Here is a 25,769-nt window from a genome sequence, read left to right on the forward strand (position 1 = left end):
GAGAAGAAACCGAAAAAGAAAGCGGATACGCCAAAGCCAACACGTGATGACAAAAGCGGCCGTAATTCGATTGAGTTCTTCTAAGTTATAGCTCTAAACTACAGATCTAAAACTATTCTTTTGAAATTCGAGCAACGTTAAACTTCGGTTTTGCGTTAAGCAGATAGTAAAAGGCTCACTATTCAGTGAGCCTTTTGTGTATTTGTTTGCTAGCACAGCTAACGGCAAATAACGCTTCTTCTCAGTGACGAGTGCGAGAAGATGTCAATTCTGATGCACGTAACTGAGCAACGGCTTTCGCTAGTTCTAGCTGAGCTTGTGCAAAGTTAATGTCTATGTTGCCCTTGTTGATGTTCTCTAGAGCGGCATATTTCGCTTCTTCTGCGCGAGCGCGGTCAATGTCTTTACCATGCAAGGCCGTGTCGGCTAATAACGTAACCACATCCGGCTGAACTTCCAGCATCCCACCAGAGACATACAGCACTTGGCCTTCTGATTTAGGGTCTGTAACAAACACGGTTACGCCCGGTTTGATCTTACTGAGAAGCGGGGAGTGACCGGGGCGGATCCCCAGTTCACCGTCAGCGCCAGAAACGGCTAGGGCATACGCTGGACCTGAAAACAGCGTACCTTCCGCACTTACAATATTAAGTTGAAATGTATTATCTGTAATTCCGATAGCCATGGTGCACCTGCCTCTTAGAGTGATTTTGCTTTGTTAAGCACTTCGTCGATAGAGCCACAGTACAAGAACGCTTGTTCTGGGATATCGTCATATTCACCGCTTAACAGACCTTTAAAGCCTCTTAGTGTTTCGCTTAGCGGTACAAAGACACCTTTCTGACCAGTAAACACTTCGGCTACGTGGTAAGGCTGCGTTAAGAAACGTTCAATCTTACGAGCGCGAGATACGGTCTGTTTGTCTTCAGTAGACAGCTCATCCATACCAAGAATCGCGATGATGTCTTTTAGCTCTTTGTAGCGTTGCAGCGTTGTTTGTACTTTTTGTGCAATGTCGTAGTGCTCTTGGCCTACGATCAGCGGATCTAACTGACGTGACGTTGAATCTAACGGGTCAATCGCAGGGTATAGACCCAGTGCCGCGATGTTACGAGACAGTACAACGGTCGCATCTAAGTGAGCAAAGGTTGTTGCTGGCGATGGGTCAGTCAAGTCATCCGCAGGTACGTATACTGCTTGGATAGAGGTGATAGAGCCTTGTTTTGTTGACGTGATACGCTCTTGAAGTACGCCCATCTCTTCAGCCAGTGTTGGTTGGTAACCTACTGCTGAAGGCATACGACCTAGCAGAGCTGATACTTCTGTTCCCGCAAGCGTGTAACGGTAAATGTTATCAATGAACAACAGTACGTCACGACCTTCATCACGGAAGCGCTCAGCCATAGTTAGGCCTGTAAGTGCTACACGTAGACGGTTTCCCGGTGGCTCGTTCATTTGACCGTAAACCATGGCTACTTTGTCTAGTACACCTGCTTCTTTCATCTCGTAGTAGAAGTCGTTACCTTCACGAGTACGCTCACCTACACCGGTAAATACAGAAAGACCTGAGTGGGCTTTGGCGATGTTGTTGATAAGCTCCATCATGTTGACGGTTTTACCTACACCAGCACCACCGAACAGACCAATTTTACCACCCTTAGCGAATGGACAGATAAGGTCGATAACCTTAACGCCTGTTTCTAGAAGCTCAGTGCTGTTTGCTTGTTCTTCATAAGAAGGGGCTTCACGGTGAATCTCGTAGTTTTCTTTCTGACCGATTTCACCACACTCATCGATAGGTTGACCAAGCACGTTCATGATACGGCCTAGCGTTTCTTCGCCGACAGGAACCGTGATTGGAGAGCCTGTGTTTTCAACCGTTAGGCCACGACGTAAGCCATCTGACGTACCCATTGCAATACAACGAACGATATTGCTACCCAGTTGTTGTTGTACTTCCAATACTAACGAGCTTGCTTCGTCGCTAGTCACTTTCAATGCATCATAAACGCGTGGGCTGTTGCCGCCGCTGAACTCGACGTCAACCACCGCGCCGATTACTTTAACTATTTTTCCAACACTCATTCTTAAATCCTCAAATTCTGTTCTTGACCCAGTCTTTTCTAGCCCTAGACAGCTTGGGCACCTGAGACTATTTCACTCAGCTCTTGGGTAATGGCAGCCTGACGCGCCTTGTTGTAGACCAACTGCAAGTCATCAATGAGTTGGCCTGCGTTATCAGTCGCCGCTTTCATAGCGACCATTCGGGCTGCTTGCTCACAGGCAATGCTCTCAACAATGCCTTGATACACTTGCGATTCGATGTATCGATGTAACAGTTCTGAGAGTATGTCTTTGGGTGCTTGCTCATAGATGTAGTCCCAACGACGCGCTTTTTTAGGCTCACCACCTTCCTCAGAATCCGAAGGGTGGGGGAGCAACTGCAAGGTCGTTGGCGCTTGAACCATGGTGTTGACGAACTGGTTGTAAACGAGATACAAGCTATCGATTTTACCTTCGTCGTAATGCCCGAGCATCGCATTCACCGTACCTAAGATGTCTTCTAACTTAGGTGTATCGCCAAGACCTGACGTTTGTGCAATAACGTTGCCGCCGCGTTGGAAGAACGAGATAGCCTTAGATCCCACTAAGGTTGTTTCTACCTCGACTCCCTTGGTGCGCCATTGCTCCATTTCTTCTAACACTTTCTTGAACAAGTTTGAGTTCAAGCCACCACACAAGCCGCGATCGGACGAGATAATGATGTAAGCGACACGCTTAGGTTCACGCTGTTGCAGGTAAGGGTGCTGGTACTCCAGGGAACCCGATGCAACATGAGAGATAACTTTTCGCATGTTCTCGGCGTAGGGGCGAGTTAGCGTCATGTTGTCTTGAACCTTGCGCATCTTACTTGCTGCAACCATTTCCATTGCGCTAGTGATTTTCTGAGTGTTACTAACACTGGCTATCTTGGTGCGAATTTCTTTAGTACTTGCCATAATCTGCTCCTATTTGTTTTGATTTCCAGCTAACAAACCGGAGCACTTACCAAGCTTTCATCCCAACAAAACCTTCTAGGATCTCTTTAAGAGCACCGTCGATTTCGTCATTGTAATCGCCTGTCGCGTTGATTTTTTCGAACAACGCAGGGTTCTGACCTTTGGCATAAGCAATCAGCTCTTCTTCAAAACGGGCAATGTTGTTTAGCTCAACACCGGCCAAGTAGCCTTTCTCTGCTGCGTAGATAACCGTTGCTTGCTCAGCGACTGACATTGGAGAGTATTGTTTTTGCTTCATTAATTCGGTAACACGCTCACCATGGTCTAGCTGTTTGCGCGTCATCTCATCTAAGTCAGAAGAGAATTGAGCAAAGGCCGCCAGCTCGCGATATTGAGCTAATGAAGTACGGATACCACCAGACAGTTTCTTGATGATCTTGCATTGCGCCGCACCACCCACACGAGATACCGAGATACCTGGGTCTACTGCAGGACGTAAGCCTGAGTTAAACAGTTGGGTTTGAAGGAAAACCTGACCATCAGTGATTGAGATTACGTTGGTTGGTACAAACGCTGATACATCACCCGCCTGAGTTTCAATAATAGGAAGCGCCGTTAATGAGCCTGTTTGGCCTTTCACTTCACCGTTAGTGAACTTCTCTACATACTCTGCATTCACTCGTGCTGCACGTTCTAGTAGGCGTGAGTGAAGGTAGAATACGTCGCCAGGGAAGGCTTCACGACCCGGTGGGCGTTTCAATAGCAATGAGATTTGACGGTAAGCAACGGCTTGTTTTGATAGGTCATCATAGATGATCAGCGCATCTTCACCGCGGTCACGGAAGTATTCACCCATGGTGCAACCCGCATAAGGGGCTAGGTATTGAAGCGCTGCAGACTCTGATGCTGATGCCACGACTACGATGGTGTTTTTTAGCGCATCGTGGTCTTCGAGTTTACGAACCACATTAGCGATAGTGGAGGCTTTTTGGCCAATCGCTACATACACACATTTGATGCCAGAATCTTTCTGATTGATGATCGCATCGATAGCTAACGCTGTTTTACCCGTCTGACGGTCACCAATGATAAGCTCACGTTGACCACGACCGATTGGCACCATGGTATCAACCGCTTTATAACCAGTTTGAATAGGTTGATCAACAGACTTACGTTCGATTACACCCGGTGCAATCACTTCTACAGGGTCGAGTCGGTCACAACTCACTGGGCCTTTGCCATCGATTGGCTCGCCTAATGTGTTGACTACACGACCAAGAAGTCCGTTACCTACAGGTACTTCTAAGATACGACCTGTACCTTTCACTTTCATACCTTCAGAGAGGTCAGTGTAGGGGCCCATAACCACCGCACCTACTGAGTGGGTATCGAGGTTAAGTGCGAGTGCGTATTTGCCACCTGGTAGCTCAATCATCTCGCCTTGCATAACATCAGCAAGGCCATTGATTGTGATGATGCCATCACGAACCGATACGATAGTGCCTTCATTGCGAGCCTCGGTGCTCACATTAAATTTCGAGATGCGTTCTTTGATTAGATCGCTGATTTCATTTGAATTTAATTGCATAATTGTTACCTATCTCGCGTGAAGTTGATGAGCCAATCGGTCAATTGATGTGTTTAAAGAACCATCGATAACGGTTTCACCCGCTTTGATGACCATTCCACCCACTAACGCGTCATCAATAACCTGCTTCATTTCAACCTGACGCTCTAATTTCTTCTCAAGTGCAGCTGTTAGTGACGTAACTTGATCTTGTGTCAGCATTTCTGAACTGGTGACAGTGACAGGCACTACACGTTCATGTTCGTCCTTTAGCTCGCAGTACAATTCAAACAGGTCTCTTACAACAGAAAGGCGGCCGTTCTCGGCCAAGACTCGAATGAGATTAATGACGTGGTCATCAACGAGTCCTTGGCAAATATGAATGATGAGGTTTGCCAGCTCTTCTGTTTGGTGTGTAGAAGCACCTTCTGCTGAAGAAATCTGACTAGCGATCGTTTCTTCTTCCGCGACAGCCACAAGAATGGACAGCATTGAGTGCCACTCTTGTAACTGGTTTTCACCTAAAGCAAATTCAAACGATGCTTTGGCGTAGGGATGAGCAATATTGGTGTAATCTGACATATTGCCTCTCCTTAGAGTTCGCTAATCATTTGGTCAACTAGCGCTCGGTTCGTTGCGGAATCTAGGTTTTTGCTAATCAGTTTCTGTGCACTTTGAATTACTGCGTCTGCCATATCTGCCTGAAGTTCACGGCGTATCTTTTGGCGTTCGCCTTCTAGCTCAGCTCTACCTTGTTCTAAGATGCGTGCCTTTTCTTGCTCGGCTTCTTGTTGCGCTAAGCTGATGATTTCATTGCGGCGTTTTCGGCCCTGTTCAACCAGTTCAGTCACATCTTTTCTTGCATCTTCGATGAGTTGCGCGCCATTTGATTTTGCTAGTTCTAGCTCTTTCGCAGCGTTCTCTGAGTGGCGTAAACCATCAGCGATTTCTTTTTGGCGCTCGTCTAACATCGCGGTGAGAGGGGGCCATACATATTTCATGCAGAGCCAAACAAAAATCACGAATGAGATTGCTTGTCCAAACATGCTTGCATTTAAGTTCATACCTTCCTCACTAAATCTTGATTATTTACAAATCGATCTTTCAAAGCGGTTTGATTAAGCCACGGCGAAGATGATGTATAGACCGATACCAACACCGATCATCGGTACTGCATCCACAAGACCCATCATGATGAAGAATTGAGTACGAAGCATTGGAGTAAGGTCTGGTTGACGCGCAACACCTTCAAGGTATTTACCTGCTAAGTTACCAATACCAGATGCTGCACCTGCTGCACCTAAACCGATCAGTAATGCACCTGCTACATATAAAACTGCGCTTACGATATCCATTTGTATCTCCGATAAATAATTTTTTAGTTAAATTTTTTAGTTATTAATTAGTGGTGTTCTTCTGTTGCCATACCTAAATAAACAACGGTCAGTACCATAAATATAAATGCTTGCAAGAATACGATTAATATGTGGAATAGTGCCCAAGGAACACTCAGTGCCCATTGCATCCACCATGGCATTAATGCGATCAGAATAAATATCATCTCACCTGCATACATGTTTCCAAATAATCGTAAGCCTAGTGATATAGGTTTTGAAATTAATGTTATTAATTCAAGAACTAAGTTAACAGGGTATAAAAGAGGGTTATCAAATGGCTGCGTAGTAAGCTCTTTGATAAAGCCTTTCAATCCTTTATTTTTAAATGTATAAGTCAACAGTAAGATAAATACACCGAGTGCCATCGACATTGGAATATTTACGTCCGCCGTTGGTAGATCTCTAAAGTGTTCTAGACCCATTGCACGACTTAATGCTGGTATGAAATCTATTGGTAATAAATCGACCGCGTTCATTAACAACACCCAAACAAAAGTGGTTAATGCCAGTGGCCCTATTAATTTATCCTCCGCTTGAAAAATCTCTTTTACTAGGTTGTTTACAAAATCAAATATCAGTTCGATAAAACATTGAAATCGACCTGGAACACCGCTGGTGCCCTTAGTCACTACGTATCGAAAAGCTCCAATAAACAGTAAACCCGTAATCCAAGATACCAACATCGAGTCGATGTTGAACGCCCAGAAACCATCACCTGTAGTTAAGAAGGTTAAGTGATGCTCTATGTATTCGTGAGCGGTAGTTACTTGATCCATACTACACGTACTCCGATCTTGTAGAGGCAGTAATAAATGGTGTTAAGAAGTACCCAACCATAGTGAGAATATATGCGTACAATATTACTGGGTTATCCAATTTGAAAAACTGGAACGCCAAGATAAACATTAAGAACGTATAAGTTATTTTCACGACACGACTCATTTGCATTAAGTCACGTAAACTATAATTAGGATTCTTGCGCACCTTTAGGCTTGCATATATAAAACCAAACAGCGGAGGTAGCATCGCAATTCCGATACCCAAAGCCGACGATTCCATATCTACTTTATTACCAAAAAACACTTCATATAAAACTACACCGACGGCTAATACTACTTGGCAGAGAACAACTCTTTTAGCAGCAACAAGAATGTCACCACTTATCCCATTAAGCCTCATAATAAAACCTTATATTTAACAGTGTAAGCTCATATAAAACACAGTTTGAATATGTCTTGCTACTCGCATTTACTTGTTAATAAAACTTTGCTTGTTAACAAAGAGATAATCTTGCTGGTTTTATATCTCCTGACGAAATAGAACGATATAAACTAGTTCGCTCTCGTTTCGACAAAATATAAACTACGCCTAAAATTATGTGATCAAAACGACAAATATTGATATCAATAATTCCATTTTTGAAATGAATGTTTTTCATTTATGAAAGTAATAGTTCTATCACTTTATTCATGAATATTTAAGATGCTTTATCCTTGTGAAAAAGAGGGTCTTTTTAGAAGGGAGTAGCGAGCTAAATTTTCAACTTATGATCTTATCAATTAAGACTATTCAAACACTTAGGTTCATTTACAAGCTGAGTTGTGAAGTGTGATTTTGGTAGGGGTTAAGCTTGTTTGAGGCAATGATGGAAGATCTGGTTTTTCTGGTAAATTAAACGTACGTCGCTCCTTATCAATAAGCGAATATTTTTTATATTGTCGTCAGCTTGTCACTATTTGCGTGCGCGAGAGTGTAAATTCAGCGCCTAAATGTTGATGATATAGGAGTGAAATGGGGGACTGGGTGTGCGAGAAGCATGGTGCGGAGAAGAAACACCGAGTTTTGAGGAAGTTAATGGCAGCATAGCGCTGCCTAATTTACTTAATCTAGGCTCTCTTATGACTCTTCATAACTGAGGTATTGAATACATAAGTCATGGAAAGCCTGTGCTTGTGGCGAGATCGTACGATCAGACAGTCTGAAAATGCCGATCTGTCGTTGCAAGGGTGGGTCAATTAGCGGAATCCACACCAAGCGGGTTTCATTGGTTGGGAAAGCCAGCTTAGGTAGCGTGGTCACGCCTATCCCGAGCTCTAACACCGAAAAAAGCGAGGTAATGTTCTCGACAGAGTACAGGGCTTGTTCGCTGAGCATGCGCGCAGGTGTTGGGTCCAGTAGGGTGCAAGTCCCGTTACGAATGAAGGGCTGCTTTAACAAGGTTTGCCATTCGATTCCTTCCCGTTGAGAGGCGATAGGGTTATCTTTGAGGCACACCACACCGATAGGATCAGAAAGCAAAGGCGTGAAGTCGATGCTCTCTTCTTCTAAATGGGAGCTATTACCGAGGGCAACATCCACCTCGCCAGAGAGTAATCTTGCTTCTACCCCTGCCGCATTATCATCAATCAAACTCACTTCTACATTCGGGTACTGCTCACAAAATGCCCCTAAAACACTAGGGATGAGTTTTGCGGCCACCGAAGGCACGCTCGCTATTCGAACTCTTCCTTGTTGTCCTGCTGCCGCTGCGCGTAAGTCATTGTCTAATGCTTTGTACACGTTCAGAAATTGAATGATCTTGGGCAAACATATTTCTCCAAAAGGCGTCAGTGTCGATTTGTTGCCTGTTTCAAACAGAGGTTGGCCGAGTATTTTTTCCAACTCTTTTATCGAAGTCGAAAGTGCCGCTTGCGATCGATTTGCACGGTGAGATGCCGCTCTAAATCCACCTTCTTCGACCACCAAAACGAAATGTTTTAACTGTTGTAGCTTAATACTCATGACTCCGATCCTTCTCTAGCCCTTGCTATACCTTACTTTTTGCAAGGTGATAGATTTTATTTATCAAATGCACAAAATTTACCGTTAGATTTATCAGGCGTCAAGGTGCAGTATTTAACCATCTTGAAACATAGTTGTTACAAAGTTGGATGAAATCGTGAACGCACAAACTAAAAAACACCCAGTAAAAACCTCTCTTTTTGCTTCAAAAGCACCACTAGAGTGGGCAATCGTTAATAACGGCACTCTATACACTGCGCAGATTCCAATCGATGAAACGGGCGCAGTAGTAGAAGGCGGTATTGAAGCGCAAACGCGTCAGACTTTTAACAACCTTGTTCATACCTTGGAGTGTGCAGGCGAATCGATGGATTCTGTGCTGCAGGTTCTGATTTACGTGACTGACCGTGAATACCTGAAAACGGTAAACAGCGTATACGGAGAATACTTCAACGCACCTTATCCAAATCGTGCAGCAGTCGTTGTTGCAGGGCTAGCTAGAGAAGAGATGTTGGTTGAGTTCGTGGTTTATGCATCGGCGTCTCAACCTGAATAAATGGACTGTGAACTGAGGCAATTTGCCAATCAAAGCTGTTTGTCTACGCAGATCTTTACTAATACAAGCGAATAGTTTTACGTCTAGATACAAAATTAATACTTATTCTCTATATGAATTAACAATTTATTAATTAATCCGATGGTTGCCAGACTCAACCGCAACCTAACGTTACAAGGACAGAATGATGACTCACTTACAGAATGTTCAAGCAGAAAACGCACTTTACATTGGCGGCGAATGGCAAGCGGGTGTAAGCACCGTAGCGAACATTAACCCATCAGATATTTCTGAAAATATTGGCAACTTTGCACAAGCAAGTGCTGAACAAGTTCAACAAGCGATTTCAGCGGCGAAACACGCTCAACCAGAGTGGGAAAAAACGCCGATTGAACGCAAGCAAGCGGTGCTTCAAGCGATTGGTGATGAGCTGATTGCCCGTTGTGATGAGCTGGGCACTTTGCTATCTCGTGAAGAAGGTAAGCCTTTTGCTGAAGGTCGCGGTGAGATTTACCGTGCAGGTCAGTTCTTCCAATACTTTGCGGCTGAAGTGCTTCGCCAAATTGGTGACAACGCAGATTCTGTACGCCCGGGTGTTTCTGTTGAAGTGACTCGCGAAGCGGTGGGCGTTATCGGCATTATCTCTCCTTGGAACTTCCCGACAGCAACAGCAGCTTGGAAAATTGCTCCAGCATTGGCTTTCGGTAACAGCGTTATTTGGAAACCAGCAAACCTAACACCAGCAAGTGCGGTCGCGCTTACAGAGATCATCCACCGCCAAGGTATCCCTGCAGGTACGTTTAACCTTGTACTGGGTAGCGGTTCAACAGTAGGTGATGCACTGATCAACTCTAAAGAAGTGAATGGTGTGAGCTTTACCGGTTCTGTTGATACGGGTCGTAAAGTGGCAGCGGCTACAGCGCCAAACTTCGTTCGATGCCAACTAGAAATGGGCAGTAAGAACGCACTTGTTATTGCTGACGATGCTGATATCCAAACTGCGGTTGATGCAACGATTGCAGGTTCTTTCTCTGGCGCAGGCCAAAAATGTACCGCGTCTTCTCGCCTTGTGGTTATGGATAGCATTCACGACCAATACGTTGAAGCACTGATTAAACGTATGAGCGAGCTGAAAGTGGGTCACGCACTGGAAGAGGGTGTGTTCATGGGCCCTGTCGTTGATGGCAACCAACTTGAAGCAAACCTAGGTTGGGTTGAGAAAGCACGTCAAAGCGGCGGTGAGCTGGCATTTGGTGGCGAACGCTTGAGTATGAAGCACGAAGGTTTCTACATGTCTCCAACGCTGTTCTTGAACACTAAGAACGATTGGGAAGTGAACCAAGAAGAAGTGTTCGCACCAATGGCAAGTGTGATTCGTGTCGCTGACCTAGAAGAAGCGATTGCGACAACCAACGACACTCGCTTCGGTCTAACAGGCGGCATCATTACTCAGAGCCTACGTACTAGCGCAATGTTCAAGCAACAAGCGCAGACCGGTTGTGTGATGGTCAACCTACCAACAGCAGGCACGGATTACCACGTACCGTTTGGTGGTCGTAAAGAGTCTAGCTTCGGTCCTCGTGAGCAAGGTCAATACGCGAAAGAGTTCTACACAGTGGTTAAGACGGCTTACCAACGTCCTTACTAATCCACTTTCTAAATAAGAATTGGATAGCTGAATTAACTTCCTAGCTATCCAGCTATCGAATTGGCCTGATTCACAGAGTCAGGCCAACATTCAAACCAAAGCAGCAAACGAACTTAGACAAGTGATTTAACCCATTTTTGAAAACATGTTATTTGAGCGTGTTTTCAAAACCGAGCTAGAACACTGAGCTTTCAATAGGAGTGGTTATGTACCAGCAACGGATTGTTATAGATGGATTGCAATACTGCAATTGGAACAGAGAATATTTCCAAACACTAAAGGCGAGCGGCATTACAGCAGTTCACGCTACCGCGGTTTACCACGAGACGGCTCGTGAAACCTTATCTCGCTTTGCAGAATGGAATTTAAGATTCGAGCAGAACGCAGACCTTATCATGCCGATTCACTCAATGGCTGATGTCGAGACTGCAAAAGCGACTGGCAAAGTCGGCATTTTCCTTGGTGCTCAAAACTGTTCTCCAATCGACGATGAGATCGGTCTTATCGAAGTGATGCGTAAGCAAGGTCTTTTGATCATGCAACTGACGTACAACAACCAGAGCTTATTGGCGACGGGTTGCTACGAGAAGAACGACACAGGTATTACTCGCTTTGGTAAACAAGCCATCGAAGAGATGAACCGAGTGGGCATGATCATAGATATGTCTCACAGTGCAGAGCGCTCAACACTTGAAGCTATCGACTTGTCTTCTCGTCCTATTTGTATCAGCCATGCGAACCCGACGTTTGCTCATGATGCACTACGAAATAAATCAAACGATGTAATTAAAGCTCTAACCGCACGCGGCGGCTTAATCGGATTCAGCTTGTACCCATTCCACCTACCAAACGGCAGCCAATGTACCTTGGAAGATTTCTGCCAGATGGTAGCGACTACGGCTGACATGGTCGGCGTAGAGCACCTCGGTATTGGCAGTGACCTATGCTTAAACCAACCTCAAGCCGTTCTTGAATGGATGAGAAATGGTCGTTGGTCTAAAGCAATGGACTACGGCGAAGGCTCTGCGAACAACTCAGGTTGGCCAGATGCGTTGCCTTGGTTCTGTGGTAGTGCGGGTATGGAAAACATATATAACGGATTGATGCGTCATGGTTTCAGCGAGTCTGAAGCTGGGCAAGTCTTGGGAGAAAACTGGTTTAACTTCTTGAAAGATGGCCTAGAGCCTCAAACCAAGGGTTAACGGTTTCTCGCGAGCCATCATCGAATTAGCAGCCTTCTAACAAACGTTCAATAAGCAAGTGCTGCTTAAACCAATTTCACTATTCAAAAGGAACAACGGTCTATTTCGCAACGCGGTAACCCAAACATGGATTAGCCTGCCCAACACAAAAAACAATAGGGCAGGTGTTAAATACACCCTTGTAGTCATCATTCAAATGACGGCTGCAAAGAAACCTCTGGAGTCAGAGTATGTCTGATTTAACCAATAGCGTGAAATCTTCAAGCTTAAATGCGGGTCAAGCACACACAACAATTAATGCAAAAAGCAACACAAACGAGTCTGAGTCTACATCAGACAAATTAGGCCTATCCAACCCAGCACTTTGGTACAGCGGCGGTTTTATCGCTCTGTTCGTGGCACTTGCTCTATTTGATGGCGAGCTGTTATCAAGCCTAGTAAATACGGGCTTTGCATGGTCTGTAAAAGTATTCGGTCCTTACTGGCAAATGCTTCTTCTTCTGACTTTTCTTATTGGTCTTGGCCTGGCGGCAGGGCGAACAGGCAAGGTTATCCTAGGCGGCATCGCTAAACCTGAAATGGACGGCTTCCGTTGGATGGCGATCATCTTCTGTACGCTACTGGCAGGTGGCGGTGTATTTTGGGCAGCAGCAGAGCCTATCGCTCACTACGTTAGCCCACCACCATTGTACGGCGCACAAGAAAACGCACAGCAAGGCGCGGTGAATGCTTTATCGCAATCCTTCATGCACTGGGGTTTTCTAGCATGGGCCATTGTCGGTAGCTTAACGTCTATTGTGGTGATGCACCTTCACTACGACAAAGGCTTACCGCTTAAACCTCGTATTTTGCTTTACCCAGTTTTAGGCGAGCGAGCATTGAAAGGTCACACCGGCGCATTGATTGATGCATGTTGTATTGTCGCAGTAGCGGCGGGCACCATTGGTCCTATCGGCTTCTTAGGCTTGCAAGTGAGCTACGCACTGAACGCACTGTTTGATATTCCTGATGGCTTCACGACGCAGCTTATCATCATCCTGTTCGCTATCGTTCTATACACATTGTCGGCATTAAGTGGTCTTAACCGCGGAATGCAAATGCTAAGCCGTTACAACGTAATTTTAGCAATGTCATTGATGGTCTACATTCTGATCTTCGGCCCAACAAACTTCATTTTCAATGGCTACATCCAAGGTGTAGGCAGCATGATAGACAACTTCATCCCAATGGCAACATACCGTGGTGACGAAGGTTGGTTGAGCTGGTGGACAGTATTCTTCTGGGGTTGGTTCTTAGGTTACGGCCCAATGATGGCAATCTTCATCGCACGTATTTCACGCGGTCGTAGTATTCGCCAATTGGTATCAACCATCAGTCTTATTGCACCGTTCGTAACATGTTTCTGGTTCACCATTGTTGGCGGTTCTGGCCTTGCGTTTGAAATTGCAGACCCAGGCAGCGTAAGTAAAGCGTTCGAAGGCTTTAATTTACCTGGCGCGCTACTGGCAGTAACTCAGCAACTACCAATGCCAATGCTTATCTCTATTCTGTTCTTGATCTTGACGACGATCTTCATCGTAACGACAGGTGACTCAATGACTTACACCATCAGTGTGGTAGTCAGCGGTGAGACAGAGCCTAACGCAATTATTCGTACTTTCTGGGGTGTGATGATGGGGGTAACAGCATTGATTCTGATTTCCCTAGGTTCCGGCGGTATTTCAGCGCTGCAATCATTCATAGTTATCACAGCGGTACCGGTGTCCTTAATCTTGCTGCCATCACTTTGGAATGCGCCTCAAATCGCAATCAAGATGGCGAAAGATCAAGGCTTATAAAACATCAATGCCGGTATAAAGAAGAAAATGTAGAGATAAAGCTCTCTAAAAACTGAAGATAAACAAGGTGTGAGCCTTTGAAAGAAGGCTGATACAAGATTCCGGAAGGAAGATAAAAACCGTACTGGTGAAGATACACCGGGCGGCACGTATTTAGGTCAATCGATCTAGTCAGGACAAATAATAAGTGGCGAGTTCGCTTGCCTCGATAATATCAATAACGATTAAAAACGTGAAAGCTAACCAACATACTGTCGCTATATATGCTTCAAAAGACAGCAACGATCGGTTCTGAATGGCTAGCAAAATCCTATAACTATAAGGTGGTGAGCAAAATGGATGCACATCGTTCTACCTACACTGAATCAGCACTACGTGACGCAATGGTCGTCATGGCACCGGAAAGACTGGGTGCTATGCACCAAACACGCATCAGCTTCGTAAGAACTCTGATTCGTAAAATGGCGCAACAGCAATGGAAAGTGACTAAGCATGAGTGGCAACTAGACGCTCGAGGTTTTGGTCATGTTATCTATAAGCTAGAGACGCCAAATCATGTTTATCATTTGGTTGTTTTCTGCGATGAGATTGCAGACGACGAACGAAATGACCGTGTAATTGCTGAAAAGTGGGACGTAACGTTTGCTCTGGTTCTTGGTGATGTTGATGTCACCCTACTTGAGAGACTTCGTGCGAATGTACCGCTTCAAGAAGCAGGCCGTAATCCAAATAATGTGCTTGTGTTGGCGCGTGCAAACAAAAGTGTACGTGTGTTTGAACACATCGTGAGTCACTTGGCTAAAGGTGTTCAACCAACGCCAAAAGAGCTGGCTGAAGTGGGTTACATCCTGCGAACGACAGCGGTATACGGTAATGGAAAATTTGGTATTGCTGACTTTAAAATCTTAGAGAAAAATGAAGATTTTAATCAGTCGTTTAGTGCGCAAATGTGTGCGGTTTATATGCTGCGTGAGTTCAGCCTAAATTGGGTTCATTACCTAGCTGAGCAACAGGGCGGTGAACAAGCGATTACCTTGCATAGAGGATTACAGCGTTACCTTGGTGTTGGTAATGCGACTGGTTTAGGCATGGCGCCATACCTTATTAACCACCCAAGTATTGTCGATCAATGGATGACAACCCGTGAACATGCATTGGCGGACGTGTTGGCTAGTCAGACCGATACGGCGTTGTTCGAGCCACTACGTAGATACGTTAAAAAAGCGATTTGTCATTTAGAACAAGTTGTTACCATCAATGAAAACCAGCAAGAGTTGAACAAAACCGCTGTTGATGAGTTAAAACACGCAGAACAGTCACTAGAAGCTTCTGTAAACCATTGCGATACATGGGCGCAGTTAGTTGAACAATCTAAGCACATGAGTATGGAAGCCCAAGAAATCCTTATCTCATGCTTGATGGAATTGTACCCAGAATTAGTGGACGCCCATCAAGAGCATATGAATTGTAGCGAAACACTCTCGCTTCCTAGTGGCAAAAAGATCCAAGACCTATTGGTTGTGTTAGAAGAAAAGTACCGTTGGGCGATCACGACTGACTTTACGAAAGCAGAAAATAACTACTGGTTCTGGTATCGCTCTCAGGACAAAGAAGAGCCAAGGCTCGGTGTTCGAGGCGAGGAACTCGGCGAAGAGCGCGAACTGCCGTTGGATATCGGCCGTCAAGCTTACCGTCTGTACCATGCTTTATTGCAATTCGCGCCAGAGCTTTCATTGGCTGAATTCCTTGTTAAACAACCGCAGCATCGTGCCATTGCGCGCCGTGTGTGGACGCTAGGTAACAAGGCGATGGGCGACATTCAAATGAACGTGCTGCACCAAGACTCGCCACCAATGCATTTGCTGCGTTGTAAGCTAGCGATGTTTGGAGCGACTAAGTTTGATCCTCGCTCAGACCGTTGGGTACGAGTGACGTTTTTCCAAGGTGCACCGTTGCTTGATGAAATTCATCAGGACGAATGGGTGTTCCCAATCTTACCAAGTGAAGCGGAGATCGCTGACTCAAATAGAGTTCCTACACATATCAACGCTCAACATGGAGGTAAATCGTTATGATCGTTTCTCACAATGAACTGGTAGCGGCCGTTAATAAAGCCTTTCTGGGTATGCGTCGTACATGTGGTGAAGCCGATGTGATAGCGAACATGGTGGCAGATTTACAAATGGTTGGCTTGGATGGTGTTCGTCATTTTAACAATGCGAGCAACTTTATGGGGCTAGAAGACGATTGCCCTGTAGACATCCAAGTGACAAGCGACAACACAGTTGAAGTGGACCTGCACAAGGCGAGCTTAGCGTGTCATCTTCCTGTGGTGATGGATTACGCCATTGAAAAAATGGTCGGTAAAAAGACGCTGAAAATCGAGCTAAACAACTGCCATAACCGTTGGTTAGCGTACAGTGAGCTTGTAAAACTCGCAGCGAAAGGCATCGCGTGTACTGCACGTTGGGACAATGGCTCAAACCCTAAGAGTACCTTGTATGTGCTTAACCGTGGTTGCGTTGCACCAGAACTGTTTTTATCAGATTCGCCACTGACATCGGACGATCATATCCACAATATGACCATCGAGCTTTCCGTCCAGGATTTCGATATCGAACGTTTGTCAGATGGCTACCAAACACACATTGAATCGGAAGCGCTTTTTAAAACTCAAGAGAAGGCGTGGAACGAGGGCATTGAAGTTGACGATGGAGAGTGGGGCGCGTTGAAAGAAACGGCGACGGCTATCCTTGTTGAAAACAGCCAACGTTCAATTCAAGGTGCAGGTGAGCTCGAGGCTTCTTAGCTTTGTTTTATAGAGCTATAAGTTACAGAAGCTCAGTTTATAGATCTTTGGCTTATAGAAACTAAACCTATAAAGCCTGAGCTTGTTCAACCTAAAAACCTCATTTACAACAGATAAAACCAAAGAGCTTAACGTATCCTCACCTCGTTAAGCTCTTTTTATTTGTGTCCCACTTTTGTTCTTCTTCTCAATAGATCACATCTTAAACTCTCTGTTTTGACACAAGTTGTTACGCGTATAAAGCTAATTTGGCGATTTAATGAAGTACCTTCACATTCAGGTTCAACAAACGGTTTCATTTACAAGCTAGTATGCGTATCTTGCTAACTACGGTGCCAAAGGGTGCCATTTTTATTCGTACCAATGACTTTAGAATCAGATAAAAAGGAATGAAGCGTGCAAGCTAACTTTATTGATGGAACCACCCTGTACCGTCAGCACTCTTTCGAGTTGCCACTTGATTATCAAGCCAAAGATGGACAACAGATCCAAGTCTTCGCACGTGAGCTGGTTGATCTCGCTAAAGATGAGCAAGAGCTGCCGTGGTTGATCTACTTTCAAGGCGGCCCAGGTTTTCCTTCTCCACGGGTGAGTGGTCAATCGGGTTGGCTAAAGCGTGCATTACAAAACTACCGTGTTCTGCTTCTAGACCAACGTGGTACTGGCAACAGCACGGTTATCAGCCATGAAACTTTGGCGCATTTGTCTCCAGAACAACAAGTCGAATACTTAACGCATTTCAGAGCGGATAACATCGTTCGTGACGCTGAAGCGATTCGTGAACAGTTTGGTATTAAGCAATGGTCGACGATTGGTCAAAGCTTTGGTGGCTTCTGTACACTGAGCTATTTGTCACTGTTCCCACAGAGCTTGCAGCGTTGTTATGTGACGGGCGGCATTCCTTCTATTGAACGAGAAGCTGACGATGTTTATCGTGCGACTTACAAGCGTGTAGAAGACAAAAACAGAGCTTTCTTTGCTCAGTTCCCACAAGCACAAGCTATGTGTCGCGAGATCTCTGATTACCTGCTCAACAACGATGTGATACTGCCAAACGGTCAGGTGTTCACAGTTGAACAGTTCCAGCTAATAGGTATTAATCTTGGTGGCGGCGAAGCAAACCTTCCAATGTATTTCACACTGGAGAGTGCGTTTGTTGAAGTGAACGGTAACAGACAGCTGAGCTACAGCTTCCTAAATCAAATGCAGCAAGAGCAGGGTTACTTAACTAACCCAATTTACGCAATCTTGCATGAATCGATTTACTGTCAAGGTACAGCGTCTAACTGGTCTGCACATCGTGTTCGTGAGCAGTACCCACACTTCAACTACCAATCGGGCAGTGAGTTCTGGTTTACTGGTGAAATGGTGTACCCATGGATGTTCGACCAACTTGAAACGCTGAAGCCACTGCGTGAAGCCGCGAACATGTTGGCTGAAAAGTCGGACTGGGGCACTTTGTACAACGCAGAGCAGTTGAGCAAGAATACAGTGCCAATGGCGTGTGCCGTTTACGCCGATGACATGTACGTTGAGTTGGATTACAGCCGTGAAACATTGGCGAACATTCCTAACTCGAAAGCGTGGATCACCAATGAATATGAACACAATGGCTTGCGAGTAGACGGCGAAAGGATTGTCGATAAATTGATGACGATGGTTGAAGCGTTAGAAAATCTGCCAAAGTAATCAAGCTATTTGCACTAGAAACAAGATGCGTTAGAAGCTTTCTACTTTAGAAACTATCTACGTTAGAAATACGATACGCCAGAAACAAGAAAACGCTGCACCCATGCAGCGTTAAAGTTGAGATAGGTTAAAGGTTGCTTAGCTGTTTTCTAAGCCAACAATCTTGCGTGCAGACATCACTGCACTATCCAAATCGGTCAATCTACCAGCACTTGCTGGACCAAGAACTGATGAATACAAAGCCAACTGCTTCTCAAATGATAAATCTAATTGGTTATATAGATTTTGGCGGATTTGAGCGTGTTGCTGTGGCTTTGCGCTCGATAGGCCTTCCAACGTATCGTAGATGAGTGTAGTTGTATCCATAACTGTCCTTAGTACATCTTTAGAAAATTTTGCATATTATGCACTTGGTATCATCTTTGTTCTGCGAGATTGATCGCATTATGTGCAGCTCTGCTTAATTGTGTAATCAGTTAGTTACAATTGTGTTGTACGGCAAAGTGTCGGAACTCGGGTTTGGGCAAAAGAAAAGGAGACACAGTGGTCTCCTTTTGGCTTGTTAGCAAAGATAAAAGTTACGTGCTGTTCGCTGTTTATTGAGCCAATCGGCTACGCACAGCTACAGCGCCTATCGTATGTTAATGTTCTTATCTCGATTTTCGTACATTTCAGGTGTGGTGTGTAATCCACCTGCATAGCCTGCTGCTTCAAGTGTTTCTCTTACCTCTCGAACATGCTCAGCCGTGACCGGTTCATTTCTGTCGCCAAGGTTTAAACGCACAAACGTGATTAACTCAGCTAAGCGTTGATCCGACAGTACATCCTCAAAACTTGCCATTGGCATGAAATTTCTGTCTTTGTCGAGATAGGTGGGTTGCAAGCCGCGCACCGTTACCGCAATGGTATTGAATGGGTCGCTGTGCATGATAATACCGTTGTTCAACAGAGTAGGGGCGATTGGATCGCGACCTTTACCATCGTCACCATGACAGGCCCCACAGGTTTGACGATACGTGGTGTAGATTTCACTGGCATACGCAGCTTCATCAAACCCTTTAGGCTGTAACTGAACGGCATCACTGGCAATGGTGTTGTTGATGTCCCCACTGAGTAGGTAATAGGACATCGACTCAATATCTTCACGCGTCATCAAGCTTAGGCTGTTTTTCACTACATCAGCCATACCCGCAAAAGCGGTGCCTTTGTCTGAATGTCCTGTGTGTAAAAAGTCTGTGAGTGTTGCTTCATCCCAACCATCGATATAGAGCTCATTGGCTGTAATATCAGGCGCGTTCCAACCGTCGATCAAGTTACCTTGGAAAATACGTTCTGGTATCAGTGCTTGGGCAATATTTCGAGGTGTATGGCACTCCGAACAGTGACCAAGTCCTGCGACCCAATATTTGCCTTGTTGCCACTTATCGACATTCTCAATTTCTCCTTTGAGTTCCTCTGGCACTTCATAATCAATAGGGTCGGTATCCATGAATACGATGTTCCAGCCAAGCAAACCTAAGCGAATATTGGATGGAAACATCATGCTGTTGTCATCATTGCGTCGCGGCACGGCGGTGATTGACTGCATGTATTCCCATAAATCCACCATGTCTTGGTCGGTGAGGTATTGATAGGAGGTGTAAGGCATTGCAGGGTACAGGTAACCATTCTTGCCTTTACCTGCGACTAACGCCGCTCGGAAATCATCGAAGTCATAAGTCCCAATACCTTCGGTAGTGTGTGGCGTTATGTTGGTTGAATACACGGTGCCGAAGGGGGTGACAAAGGGTAGGCCGCCAGCAAAGGGTTCGCCACCTTCTGCACTATGACAAGCCACACAGTCACCGGCATAAGCGAGATATTCTCCGCGCTCAACAGATGATGCTTTCAAACTCGCGAGCCGTTGTTGCTCTACGTCACCAGCGTGTCGGATATAAGCCCCAAGCGCGAGTATCTCGTTCTCACTGAGCTGCTCATCAAACGCAGGCATTAGGTTGTTCAAACCGTAATTGATGGTGTGCTGAATCTCTTCAATACTCCCTCCGTGAAGCCAGATATCATCGGAAAGATCAGGTACGCCAATCGCTGGGTTAGCGACAGCACCATCGGCATGACAAGACGAACAGTATTGGACGAACAAGGTTTTACCGAGCTCGACTTTAATCTCCGGCACATCGGTATGACGTTGGTTGAGGGAGGCTAGATAGTAGGAGACTTTTGCCACCTCGTCTGGGCGCATGATTTCACTCCAACCCGGCATCGCTCCATTTCGCCCTTTGGCAATCGAATGGATCACAGCTTCATCACTACCACCATAAAGCCACTCTTGGTCTATCAGATTAGGAAAGTGCTTTTGTCCCTGTGCGTTATCTCGGTGACAAGCGGCACAGTGAGTTTGGAACAGAATCCTACCGCTGTTCACGATCTCTGGGACGGCAGCCAATCCCTCTAACGTAGTTTCGCTGGTTTGTGCAAATTGCTCATTGAGAGTGGTGGATGGTGAACTGAGCTTATCATCGCTTTGTTCCCAATCGACTAAGCCTTCCCATTCTCCAAGCCCGGGGTAGAGCACCAAATAGCCTGCAGATAAAAGAAATGCGACCGCATAGCTTACAAGTAACAGCTTAGGTGGAGGCGCATCTTTCTCTTCAATCCCATCAAAGGTGCCAATGGTGTGGTCGTGATCGGCCTTGTGATTGCTACGCCAGTATTTAACGATAACCGATACCATCAGAACAAAGAATATTAAGGTTAAGAGTACCGCCCATAGATTCCAGAATGTGCTCATTGTGATACCTCCTGTGACGTATCTTTACCCAGGCTTTGTAAATATCGAATCAGCGCTTCACCTTTGGTTTTGCCTCTTACTTGCAAACGGGCATCACCAATTTCTTGATCGGTATAAGGCACACCTAAGGTACGTAACACTTCCATTTTGGCGCTAATATCATCGCCAGTCAGAGTCTGCTCAAACAGCCATGGATAAGAGGGCATGATCGAGGTCGGTACAACTTTTCGAGGATCAATTAAGTGAATAACATGCCATTGGTCAGAATACTTTCTACCTAAGTTAGTGAGGTCAGGGCCAGTACGTTTAGAGCCCCACAAGTTAGGAAACTCATAGATATCATCTGCTTCTTGGTTCGGGCGACCATTACGTTTCACCTCTGGCTCTAGAGGGCGAACCATTTGTGTGTGACAAACATGGCAGCCTTCACTGATGTAGATGTCTCGACCTGCTAACTCAATCGGTGTGAGTGGCATCGCTAAGCTGCCTTTGGCAATATCATCGCCACGGACAATGCTTGGCACTACCCAGACCAATAAAGAGAAGGAGGCCACGACAACAGTGGTCAAAATTAAAATGACGATTGAATGTGTAAAGTCTTTACTCATCATTTAAGCTCCTTCATTAACAGTGTGTTTAGCATCATGTGTTACGGGCATACGAACCGTTTTGTACAAGTTGAAAGCCATTAAGAACAATCCAAGTACAAACAGCGCACCACCAAAGAAACGCATGAATAGCCAAGGTGCCTTAAAGTCCATCGCTTCTACAAAACTGTAAATCAGTTCGCCATTTTCATTTTGAGCGAGCCACATATAACCCTCACCGATGCCTGCGATCCAAAGTGCTATCGCATAGATGGCTACGCCAGCATGAGCGAGCCAAAAGTGCCATTTAATCAGTCGTCGTGACCAAAGATCGGTTTGGCCCCACAAGCGTGGAATGAAATAGTAAAAAACCGCTATCCCTGACATTCCAACCCACCCAAGAGCTGCGGAATGTACGTGACCGATGATCCATTCGGTGTTGTGTGCCACCATGTTGAACCAGCGGATAGCGAGTAGCGGACCTTCGAATGTTGCCAAGCAGTAGTAAAGAATCGCTGAGAAAAAGAATAAAAGAATGTAGTCGGACTTCAGCTTTTCTTTGTTTTGTAGGAGGGTCATTGCGCTATTAAACGCACCGGCCCAAGAAGGGAGCCACAGGATCAAAGACATTACGATGCCGATGTTCTGAATCCAGATAGGAACGGAAGAGTAAACCAAATGGTGCGTTCCGGCCCACGTGTAAAAGCCGACCAAGCCCCAGAAATGGATCACAGACAAACGGTACGAGTAGATAGGTCGATCCGCTGCTTTAGGTATGAAATAGTAGTTCATACCAATCACACCAGCGGTCAGCAAGAAGCCGACGGCATTATGTCCCCACCACCATTGAACAATCGCATCTTGAGCGCCTGCAAACACAGAGTAGGACTTCATCGCCAACACAGGCATCGCGAGGTTGTTCACGATGAAAATCATTGCAACGACGATAATGAATGCAGCAAAGAACCAGTTAGCCACAAAGATATGGCTGACCTTTCGTTTAGCAAGGGTGCCAAAGAACAACACCGCGTACAGCACCCAAACCAACACAATCATCAAGTCGATTGGCCATTCAAGCTCCGCATACTCTTTTGAGGTAGTGTGGCCTGCGGGTAAGGAAATGACCGCAAGTAACAGGATGAATTGCCAGCCCCAAAATACCATCCATGAAAGGCTTTTGTTGAACAAGTCACAATGGCCTGTTCGCTGGGCAATGTACAAAGACGTCCCCATCAAGATATTCACGACGAAGCCGTAAATTACTCCAGAGGTATGTAGCGGACGCAGTCGACCAAATTGGAAATACTGAGAATCAAAGTTTAAGACTGGCCAATATAATTGCGCGGCGAGAATCACGCCGATGATCATACCTACAATCGCCCACACTAAGGATGCAATGATGAAGTACTTCACGACCTTAATGCTGTATTGCGTTGTCACTTGTTCCATAACAAGGCTCCTTGCCTAGAGGTTTTGAATCGCTGACTTAATTTGAATCGCTGAGCGAGCCTGCTTCGTTGCCGAGCACAGAATAGAAATAGGAAATGTCACGGATGTCTTGGTCTGAGAGCGTGTCGGCTTGTTGCTGCATGAGAATCGCTAAACCACTGGTTCTTTCTCGAGTCTGATAATCTTTCAATGAAGAGATGAGATAACCCACTTTTTGACCGCGAAGGTTCGGGTAGGGATCTTGTGTTGAGATGCCATCAGCGCCATGACAGGTCATACACACTTTGGCTTTTTGTTTACCTAATTCGAATTGTTCTTGATTAACTTCAGCAGAAACAGGAAACATGACCAGCGTCATTACTAGGGTAGAAAGTGTCGCCATGGGGTTAAATTTTTTTTTATTCAAACTCATTCTCGATTCCCTTGATTATGAAATGAGTAAGCTTTCTAAGGTCAATACACGAGATCAATTGGTGGAGAAGAAACGACTGGAACTCGTTATTAAGTCTCTTAAAGCTGCTTACGTTCGATTAAAGGTTATGCAGCAACCAGCATTTTCGCTACTGACTTACTCATATTTATTGTTAATTTTGTTGTTTCATACGTATTCATAGGGCTTATTGGTTTACTTACGCAGAGTAAAATACGAGTTTTTGTTACTAGACGGTTGAGAAGGAATACGTCAAGCGGGTAGGGAGTGCTGAACGAGAGCGGTGATGGAAGAGACAGAGAAACGGCGAAGTTATTGAAAAACAGCGAGGTGTAGGGGCATTAGGGATAAAGCGATACCAATCAATCTGAGTGGTATCGGTACAAGTTAAATGGTCAATTTATACTAGACTCAAATTAGTGACCTTTTTAAATGGAGTTTAGAATGAGAACTGTATTCTTGTTGATGCTTTGGCTTTGCTCGTTTTCGATTTTTGCAGCCTCAGAGTTAACGGTTTTCGACCACTCCGGGCAAAAGCATGGTTTTAGTAGAGAGCAACTCCTGTCACTTCCTCAAAAAGAAATTACTACCACCTTGCCTTGGGTCGAGGGTCTGACCGTTTATAGTGGTGTGACGTTACAAACGGTGCTTGAAAATATGGATCTACCGATATCATCACAAGTCACTTTCGTAGCATTGAATGACTATAAAATTGCGGTGCCCAAAGAAGATTTTGATACCTATGAACCCATCATTGCGATTAAAAAGAATGGGGAGTTTATGTCTGTGAGAGAGAAAGGCCCGTTTTGGTTGATTTACCCAATCTCTGCGAACCCTGAAACCAATACCCCTGATTTCCATGCCAAGATGATTTGGCAGATTCGTGATATTCACCTGTAGAGGCTAATTATGAAGAAGCTGTTGTCTATGGCCGCAATCAAAGTCGTTGTTTTGTCTTTGGCCGTGGTTGTTCTATCCGTCAATATCTACAGTGTCACTCGAATTAATGACATCAACAAGAGCTTTTCTAACCGCCAAAATGAGGCCACTTGGTTTGTTTTTCAACTCGTCAAAGAGTATGCAAACTTCTTGATGGTTAGCCATGCAAAGACGATTGATTATGATGAACTTTGGTTGGCATATGACATTACTTGGAGTCGTTTTGATATTCTGATCAACAGCACTGAATCGTCCAATTTTATTCGCTCAGCAAACTTTAAACCGTACTTTACCGCAGAGTTTGAAAAGTTTAAGTCGTTAGAATCCTCAATTAAGTTGGTGAATCAAGGCGCTTTGCCTAAGGAATCACTGCAGAAGAAAATTGATATTTGTTACAACACGCTGGTCGAATTTATTAACGAAAAGTTTCGACTTCAAAGCCCGGTTATTGAAGAAAACACCACAATGGTCGACAAGTTGGTGATGATGCATCAGATAAGCAGCGTATTTCTGGTGTTGCTACTGCTTGTGACAGGAGCGATTTTTTACGTCGACTTTGCAATCAAACGAAAACTTCATTCTACCGACTTCATTACTGGCTTTCGCAATCGAGTCTCGCTCATGCAGTTTGTTAAGAACAGCTATCCAACAAACGGTAATTTCGACCTTTACTTTGTAAGAATCAGAAACCTTAGTGAGATAAACCAAAAGTATGGACTTGAATATGGAGACTTGGTGGTGAGTTCAGCTGCTAAGTCCCTGACGGCAAAGGTACCGGAAAGTACTATCTCGTTTCGTAGTAGTGGCAGTCAGTTTCTATTCTTCATTCCTGAGCAATTGTACACAAGTGATGAGATACAGGAAAAATTCAATGACGTGCTTAAGGATTATATCTCTGCGGGGAATTTAGAATTGATGATTGACGCTGTAGTCAGGCATAAGAAGAACATCAGCTCTAAAGATATGATGGAGCTACTAACGACGATGCAGAGTTAATCCCCGCATCAGCGATAAGTTAGATCATTAGGTTTTGTTGACTGTACGCTCACCATTCTCCCGCTTCACTATCATGGCTTTTGCCATTCTTTAT

At 45.0% G+C, this 25,769-nt stretch carries 24 protein-coding genes; 9 read left to right on the top strand and 15 right to left on the bottom strand.

What is annotated here, in order from left to right; translation table 11 throughout:
- Positions 1–241 precede the first annotated feature (241 nt).
- The 10 genes from AB4493_RS18325 to AB4493_RS18370 all read right to left on the bottom strand — a co-directional run bounded on the left by AB4493_RS18325 (position 242) and on the right by AB4493_RS18370 (position 8,744).
- A complete protein-coding gene (locus AB4493_RS18325) occupies positions 242–685 on the bottom strand; it encodes a F0F1 ATP synthase subunit epsilon (RefSeq protein WP_019820614.1) in 444 nt (147 codons plus the stop codon).
- Positions 686–699: 14 nt separating this feature from the next.
- Positions 700–2,085: a F0F1 ATP synthase subunit beta gene (gene atpD / locus AB4493_RS18330; RefSeq protein ID WP_017060843.1), complete on the bottom strand. Its 1,386-nt coding sequence runs from the start codon at positions 2,083–2,085 to the stop codon at positions 700–702.
- 44 nt (positions 2,086–2,129) lie between these two features.
- Positions 2,130–2,999: a F0F1 ATP synthase subunit gamma gene (atpG, locus tag AB4493_RS18335; RefSeq protein ID WP_017064727.1), complete on the bottom strand. Its 870-nt coding sequence runs from the start codon at positions 2,997–2,999 to the stop codon at positions 2,130–2,132.
- 46 nt (positions 3,000–3,045) lie between these two features.
- Positions 3,046–4,587 carry a F0F1 ATP synthase subunit alpha gene (gene atpA / locus AB4493_RS18340; protein WP_104216112.1) on the bottom strand — a complete coding sequence of 514 codons (1,542 nt, stop codon included), beginning with the start codon at positions 4,585–4,587 and terminating at the stop codon, positions 3,046–3,048.
- 9 nt (positions 4,588–4,596) lie between these two features.
- Positions 4,597–5,148, bottom strand: coding sequence for a F0F1 ATP synthase subunit delta (locus AB4493_RS18345; protein ID WP_372155571.1), 552 nt, complete (start codon positions 5,146–5,148; stop codon positions 4,597–4,599).
- 11 nt (positions 5,149–5,159) lie between these two features.
- Positions 5,160–5,630 (bottom strand): F0F1 ATP synthase subunit B, encoded by a 471-nt coding sequence (locus tag AB4493_RS18350; protein ID WP_017060839.1) that lies wholly within the window; start codon positions 5,628–5,630, stop codon positions 5,160–5,162.
- A 54-nt stretch (positions 5,631–5,684) separates the two neighbouring features.
- Positions 5,685–5,921 (bottom strand): F0F1 ATP synthase subunit C, encoded by a 237-nt coding sequence (gene atpE, locus AB4493_RS18355; protein ID WP_004730405.1) that lies wholly within the window; start codon positions 5,919–5,921, stop codon positions 5,685–5,687.
- A gap of 47 nt (positions 5,922–5,968) precedes the next feature.
- On the bottom strand, positions 5,969–6,739 hold the full coding sequence (gene atpB / locus AB4493_RS18360) for a F0F1 ATP synthase subunit A (RefSeq protein WP_017060838.1): 771 nt from the start codon (positions 6,737–6,739) through the stop codon (positions 5,969–5,971).
- 1 nt (position 6,740) lies between these two features.
- Positions 6,741–7,142, bottom strand: coding sequence for a hypothetical protein (locus AB4493_RS18365; RefSeq protein WP_017060837.1), 402 nt, complete (start codon positions 7,140–7,142; stop codon positions 6,741–6,743).
- 717 nt (positions 7,143–7,859) lie between these two features.
- The gene (locus AB4493_RS18370) at positions 7,860–8,744 is read right to left on the bottom strand and encodes a LysR family transcriptional regulator (RefSeq protein ID WP_017060836.1); all 885 of its coding nucleotides are present in this window, start codon (positions 8,742–8,744) and stop codon (positions 7,860–7,862) included.
- A gap of 157 nt (positions 8,745–8,901) precedes the next feature.
- Here AB4493_RS18370 and AB4493_RS18375 point away from each other — a divergent pair, with 157 nt between their 5' ends.
- The 7 genes from AB4493_RS18375 to AB4493_RS18405 all read left to right on the top strand — a co-directional run bounded on the left by AB4493_RS18375 (position 8,902) and on the right by AB4493_RS18405 (position 18,486).
- Entirely contained in the window at positions 8,902–9,300 is a 399-nt protein-coding gene (locus AB4493_RS18375; protein ID WP_017060835.1) for a RidA family protein, read from the top strand.
- A 187-nt stretch (positions 9,301–9,487) separates the two neighbouring features.
- Positions 9,488–10,948, top strand: coding sequence for an aldehyde dehydrogenase family protein (locus AB4493_RS18380; RefSeq protein WP_017060834.1), 1,461 nt, complete (start codon positions 9,488–9,490; stop codon positions 10,946–10,948).
- A gap of 206 nt (positions 10,949–11,154) precedes the next feature.
- Positions 11,155–12,150 carry a membrane dipeptidase gene (locus AB4493_RS18385; protein WP_017060833.1) on the top strand — a complete coding sequence of 332 codons (996 nt, stop codon included), beginning with the start codon at positions 11,155–11,157 and terminating at the stop codon, positions 12,148–12,150.
- A gap of 230 nt (positions 12,151–12,380) precedes the next feature.
- A complete protein-coding gene (locus AB4493_RS18390) occupies positions 12,381–13,988 on the top strand; it encodes a BCCT family transporter (protein WP_017066850.1) in 1,608 nt (535 codons plus the stop codon).
- A 263-nt stretch (positions 13,989–14,251) separates the two neighbouring features.
- Positions 14,252–16,063: a hypothetical protein gene (locus AB4493_RS18395; protein ID WP_372155572.1), complete on the top strand. Its 1,812-nt coding sequence runs from the start codon at positions 14,252–14,254 to the stop codon at positions 16,061–16,063.
- On the top strand, positions 16,060–16,797 hold the full coding sequence (locus tag AB4493_RS18400) for a DUF3726 domain-containing protein (protein WP_017066505.1): 738 nt from the start codon (positions 16,060–16,062) through the stop codon (positions 16,795–16,797). The genes AB4493_RS18395 and AB4493_RS18400 overlap by 4 nt, the downstream gene beginning before the upstream one ends.
- Positions 16,798–17,193: 396 nt before the next feature.
- A complete protein-coding gene (locus AB4493_RS18405) occupies positions 17,194–18,486 on the top strand; it encodes an alpha/beta fold hydrolase (protein WP_372155573.1) in 1,293 nt (430 codons plus the stop codon).
- Between the two features lie 138 nt (positions 18,487–18,624).
- Here the strand turns inward: AB4493_RS18405 and AB4493_RS18410 are convergent, their stop codons facing one another.
- From AB4493_RS18410 to AB4493_RS18430, 5 genes are all read right to left on the bottom strand, one after another.
- Positions 18,625–18,852, bottom strand: a complete 228-nt coding sequence (locus AB4493_RS18410; RefSeq protein ID WP_004730426.1) for a PAS factor family protein — start codon at positions 18,850–18,852, stop codon at positions 18,625–18,627.
- Positions 18,853–19,117: 265 nt separating this feature from the next.
- The gene (locus AB4493_RS18415) at positions 19,118–21,274 is read right to left on the bottom strand and encodes a c-type cytochrome (protein WP_372155574.1); all 2,157 of its coding nucleotides are present in this window, start codon (positions 21,272–21,274) and stop codon (positions 19,118–19,120) included.
- On the bottom strand, positions 21,271–21,885 hold the full coding sequence (locus AB4493_RS18420; protein ID WP_017060032.1) for a cbb3-type cytochrome c oxidase subunit II: 615 nt from the start codon (positions 21,883–21,885) through the stop codon (positions 21,271–21,273). Before AB4493_RS18420 ends, AB4493_RS18415 begins: the two co-directional genes overlap by 4 nt.
- On the bottom strand, positions 21,886–23,310 hold the full coding sequence (ccoN, locus tag AB4493_RS18425; RefSeq protein ID WP_017060031.1) for a cytochrome-c oxidase, cbb3-type subunit I: 1,425 nt from the start codon (positions 23,308–23,310) through the stop codon (positions 21,886–21,888). It abuts the gene before it with no gap.
- A gap of 37 nt (positions 23,311–23,347) precedes the next feature.
- Positions 23,348–23,722, bottom strand: a complete 375-nt coding sequence (locus AB4493_RS18430; protein ID WP_372155575.1) for a cytochrome c — start codon at positions 23,720–23,722, stop codon at positions 23,348–23,350.
- Between the two features lie 462 nt (positions 23,723–24,184).
- On the opposite strand from AB4493_RS18430, the gene AB4493_RS18435 reads away from it, so the two are divergent.
- Both AB4493_RS18435 and AB4493_RS18440 read left to right on the top strand, forming a co-directional pair.
- Positions 24,185–24,640, top strand: a complete 456-nt coding sequence (locus AB4493_RS18435; RefSeq protein ID WP_017069847.1) for a hypothetical protein — start codon at positions 24,185–24,187, stop codon at positions 24,638–24,640.
- A gap of 9 nt (positions 24,641–24,649) precedes the next feature.
- Positions 24,650–25,675: a GGDEF domain-containing protein gene (locus AB4493_RS18440; RefSeq protein WP_017069848.1), complete on the top strand. Its 1,026-nt coding sequence runs from the start codon at positions 24,650–24,652 to the stop codon at positions 25,673–25,675.
- The last annotated feature ends 94 nt before the right edge of the window (positions 25,676–25,769 follow it).

This window comes from Vibrio sp. 10N.222.55.A1 (assembly GCF_041473835.1).
Classification (GTDB): Bacteria; Pseudomonadota; Gammaproteobacteria; order Enterobacterales; family Vibrionaceae; genus Vibrio; species Vibrio crassostreae_C.

Bases quoted from the DNA above. Each gene is read 5' to 3' on its own strand.
- AB4493_RS18325 (WP_019820614.1), bottom strand. From the start codon at position 685: ATGGCTATCGGAATTACAGATAATACATTTCAACTTAATATTGTAAGT.
- atpD (WP_017060843.1), bottom strand. From the start codon at position 2,085: ATGAGTGTTGGAAAAATAGTTAAAGTAATCGGCGCGGTGGTTGACGTC.
- atpG (WP_017064727.1), bottom strand. From the start codon at position 2,999: ATGGCAAGTACTAAAGAAATTCGCACCAAGATAGCCAGTGTTAGTAAC.
- atpA (WP_104216112.1), bottom strand. From the start codon at position 4,587: ATGCAATTAAATTCAAATGAAATCAGCGATCTAATCAAAGAACGCATC.
- AB4493_RS18345 (WP_372155571.1), bottom strand. From the start codon at position 5,148: ATGTCAGATTACACCAATATTGCTCATCCCTACGCCAAAGCATCGTTT.
- AB4493_RS18350 (WP_017060839.1), bottom strand. From the start codon at position 5,630: ATGAACTTAAATGCAAGCATGTTTGGACAAGCAATCTCATTCGTGATT.
- atpE (WP_004730405.1), bottom strand. From the start codon at position 5,921: ATGGATATCGTAAGCGCAGTTTTATATGTAGCAGGTGCATTACTGATC.
- atpB (WP_017060838.1), bottom strand. From the start codon at position 6,739: ATGGATCAAGTAACTACCGCTCACGAATACATAGAGCATCACTTAACC.
- AB4493_RS18365 (WP_017060837.1), bottom strand. From the start codon at position 7,142: ATGAGGCTTAATGGGATAAGTGGTGACATTCTTGTTGCTGCTAAAAGA.
- AB4493_RS18370 (WP_017060836.1), bottom strand. From the start codon at position 8,744: ATGAGTATTAAGCTACAACAGTTAAAACATTTCGTTTTGGTGGTCGAA.
- AB4493_RS18380 (WP_017060834.1), top strand. From the start codon at position 9,488: ATGACTCACTTACAGAATGTTCAAGCAGAAAACGCACTTTACATTGGC.
- AB4493_RS18385 (WP_017060833.1), top strand. From the start codon at position 11,155: ATGTACCAGCAACGGATTGTTATAGATGGATTGCAATACTGCAATTGG.
- AB4493_RS18390 (WP_017066850.1), top strand. From the start codon at position 12,381: ATGTCTGATTTAACCAATAGCGTGAAATCTTCAAGCTTAAATGCGGGT.
- AB4493_RS18395 (WP_372155572.1), top strand. From the start codon at position 14,252: ATGCTTCAAAAGACAGCAACGATCGGTTCTGAATGGCTAGCAAAATCC.
- AB4493_RS18400 (WP_017066505.1), top strand. From the start codon at position 16,060: ATGATCGTTTCTCACAATGAACTGGTAGCGGCCGTTAATAAAGCCTTT.
- AB4493_RS18410 (WP_004730426.1), bottom strand. From the start codon at position 18,852: ATGGATACAACTACACTCATCTACGATACGTTGGAAGGCCTATCGAGC.
- AB4493_RS18415 (WP_372155574.1), bottom strand. From the start codon at position 21,274: ATGAGCACATTCTGGAATCTATGGGCGGTACTCTTAACCTTAATATTC.
- AB4493_RS18420 (WP_017060032.1), bottom strand. From the start codon at position 21,885: ATGATGAGTAAAGACTTTACACATTCAATCGTCATTTTAATTTTGACC.
- ccoN (WP_017060031.1), bottom strand. From the start codon at position 23,310: ATGGAACAAGTGACAACGCAATACAGCATTAAGGTCGTGAAGTACTTC.
- AB4493_RS18430 (WP_372155575.1), bottom strand. From the start codon at position 23,722: ATGAGTTTGAATAAAAAAAAATTTAACCCCATGGCGACACTTTCTACC.
- AB4493_RS18435 (WP_017069847.1), top strand. From the start codon at position 24,185: ATGAGAACTGTATTCTTGTTGATGCTTTGGCTTTGCTCGTTTTCGATT.
- AB4493_RS18440 (WP_017069848.1), top strand. From the start codon at position 24,650: ATGAAGAAGCTGTTGTCTATGGCCGCAATCAAAGTCGTTGTTTTGTCT.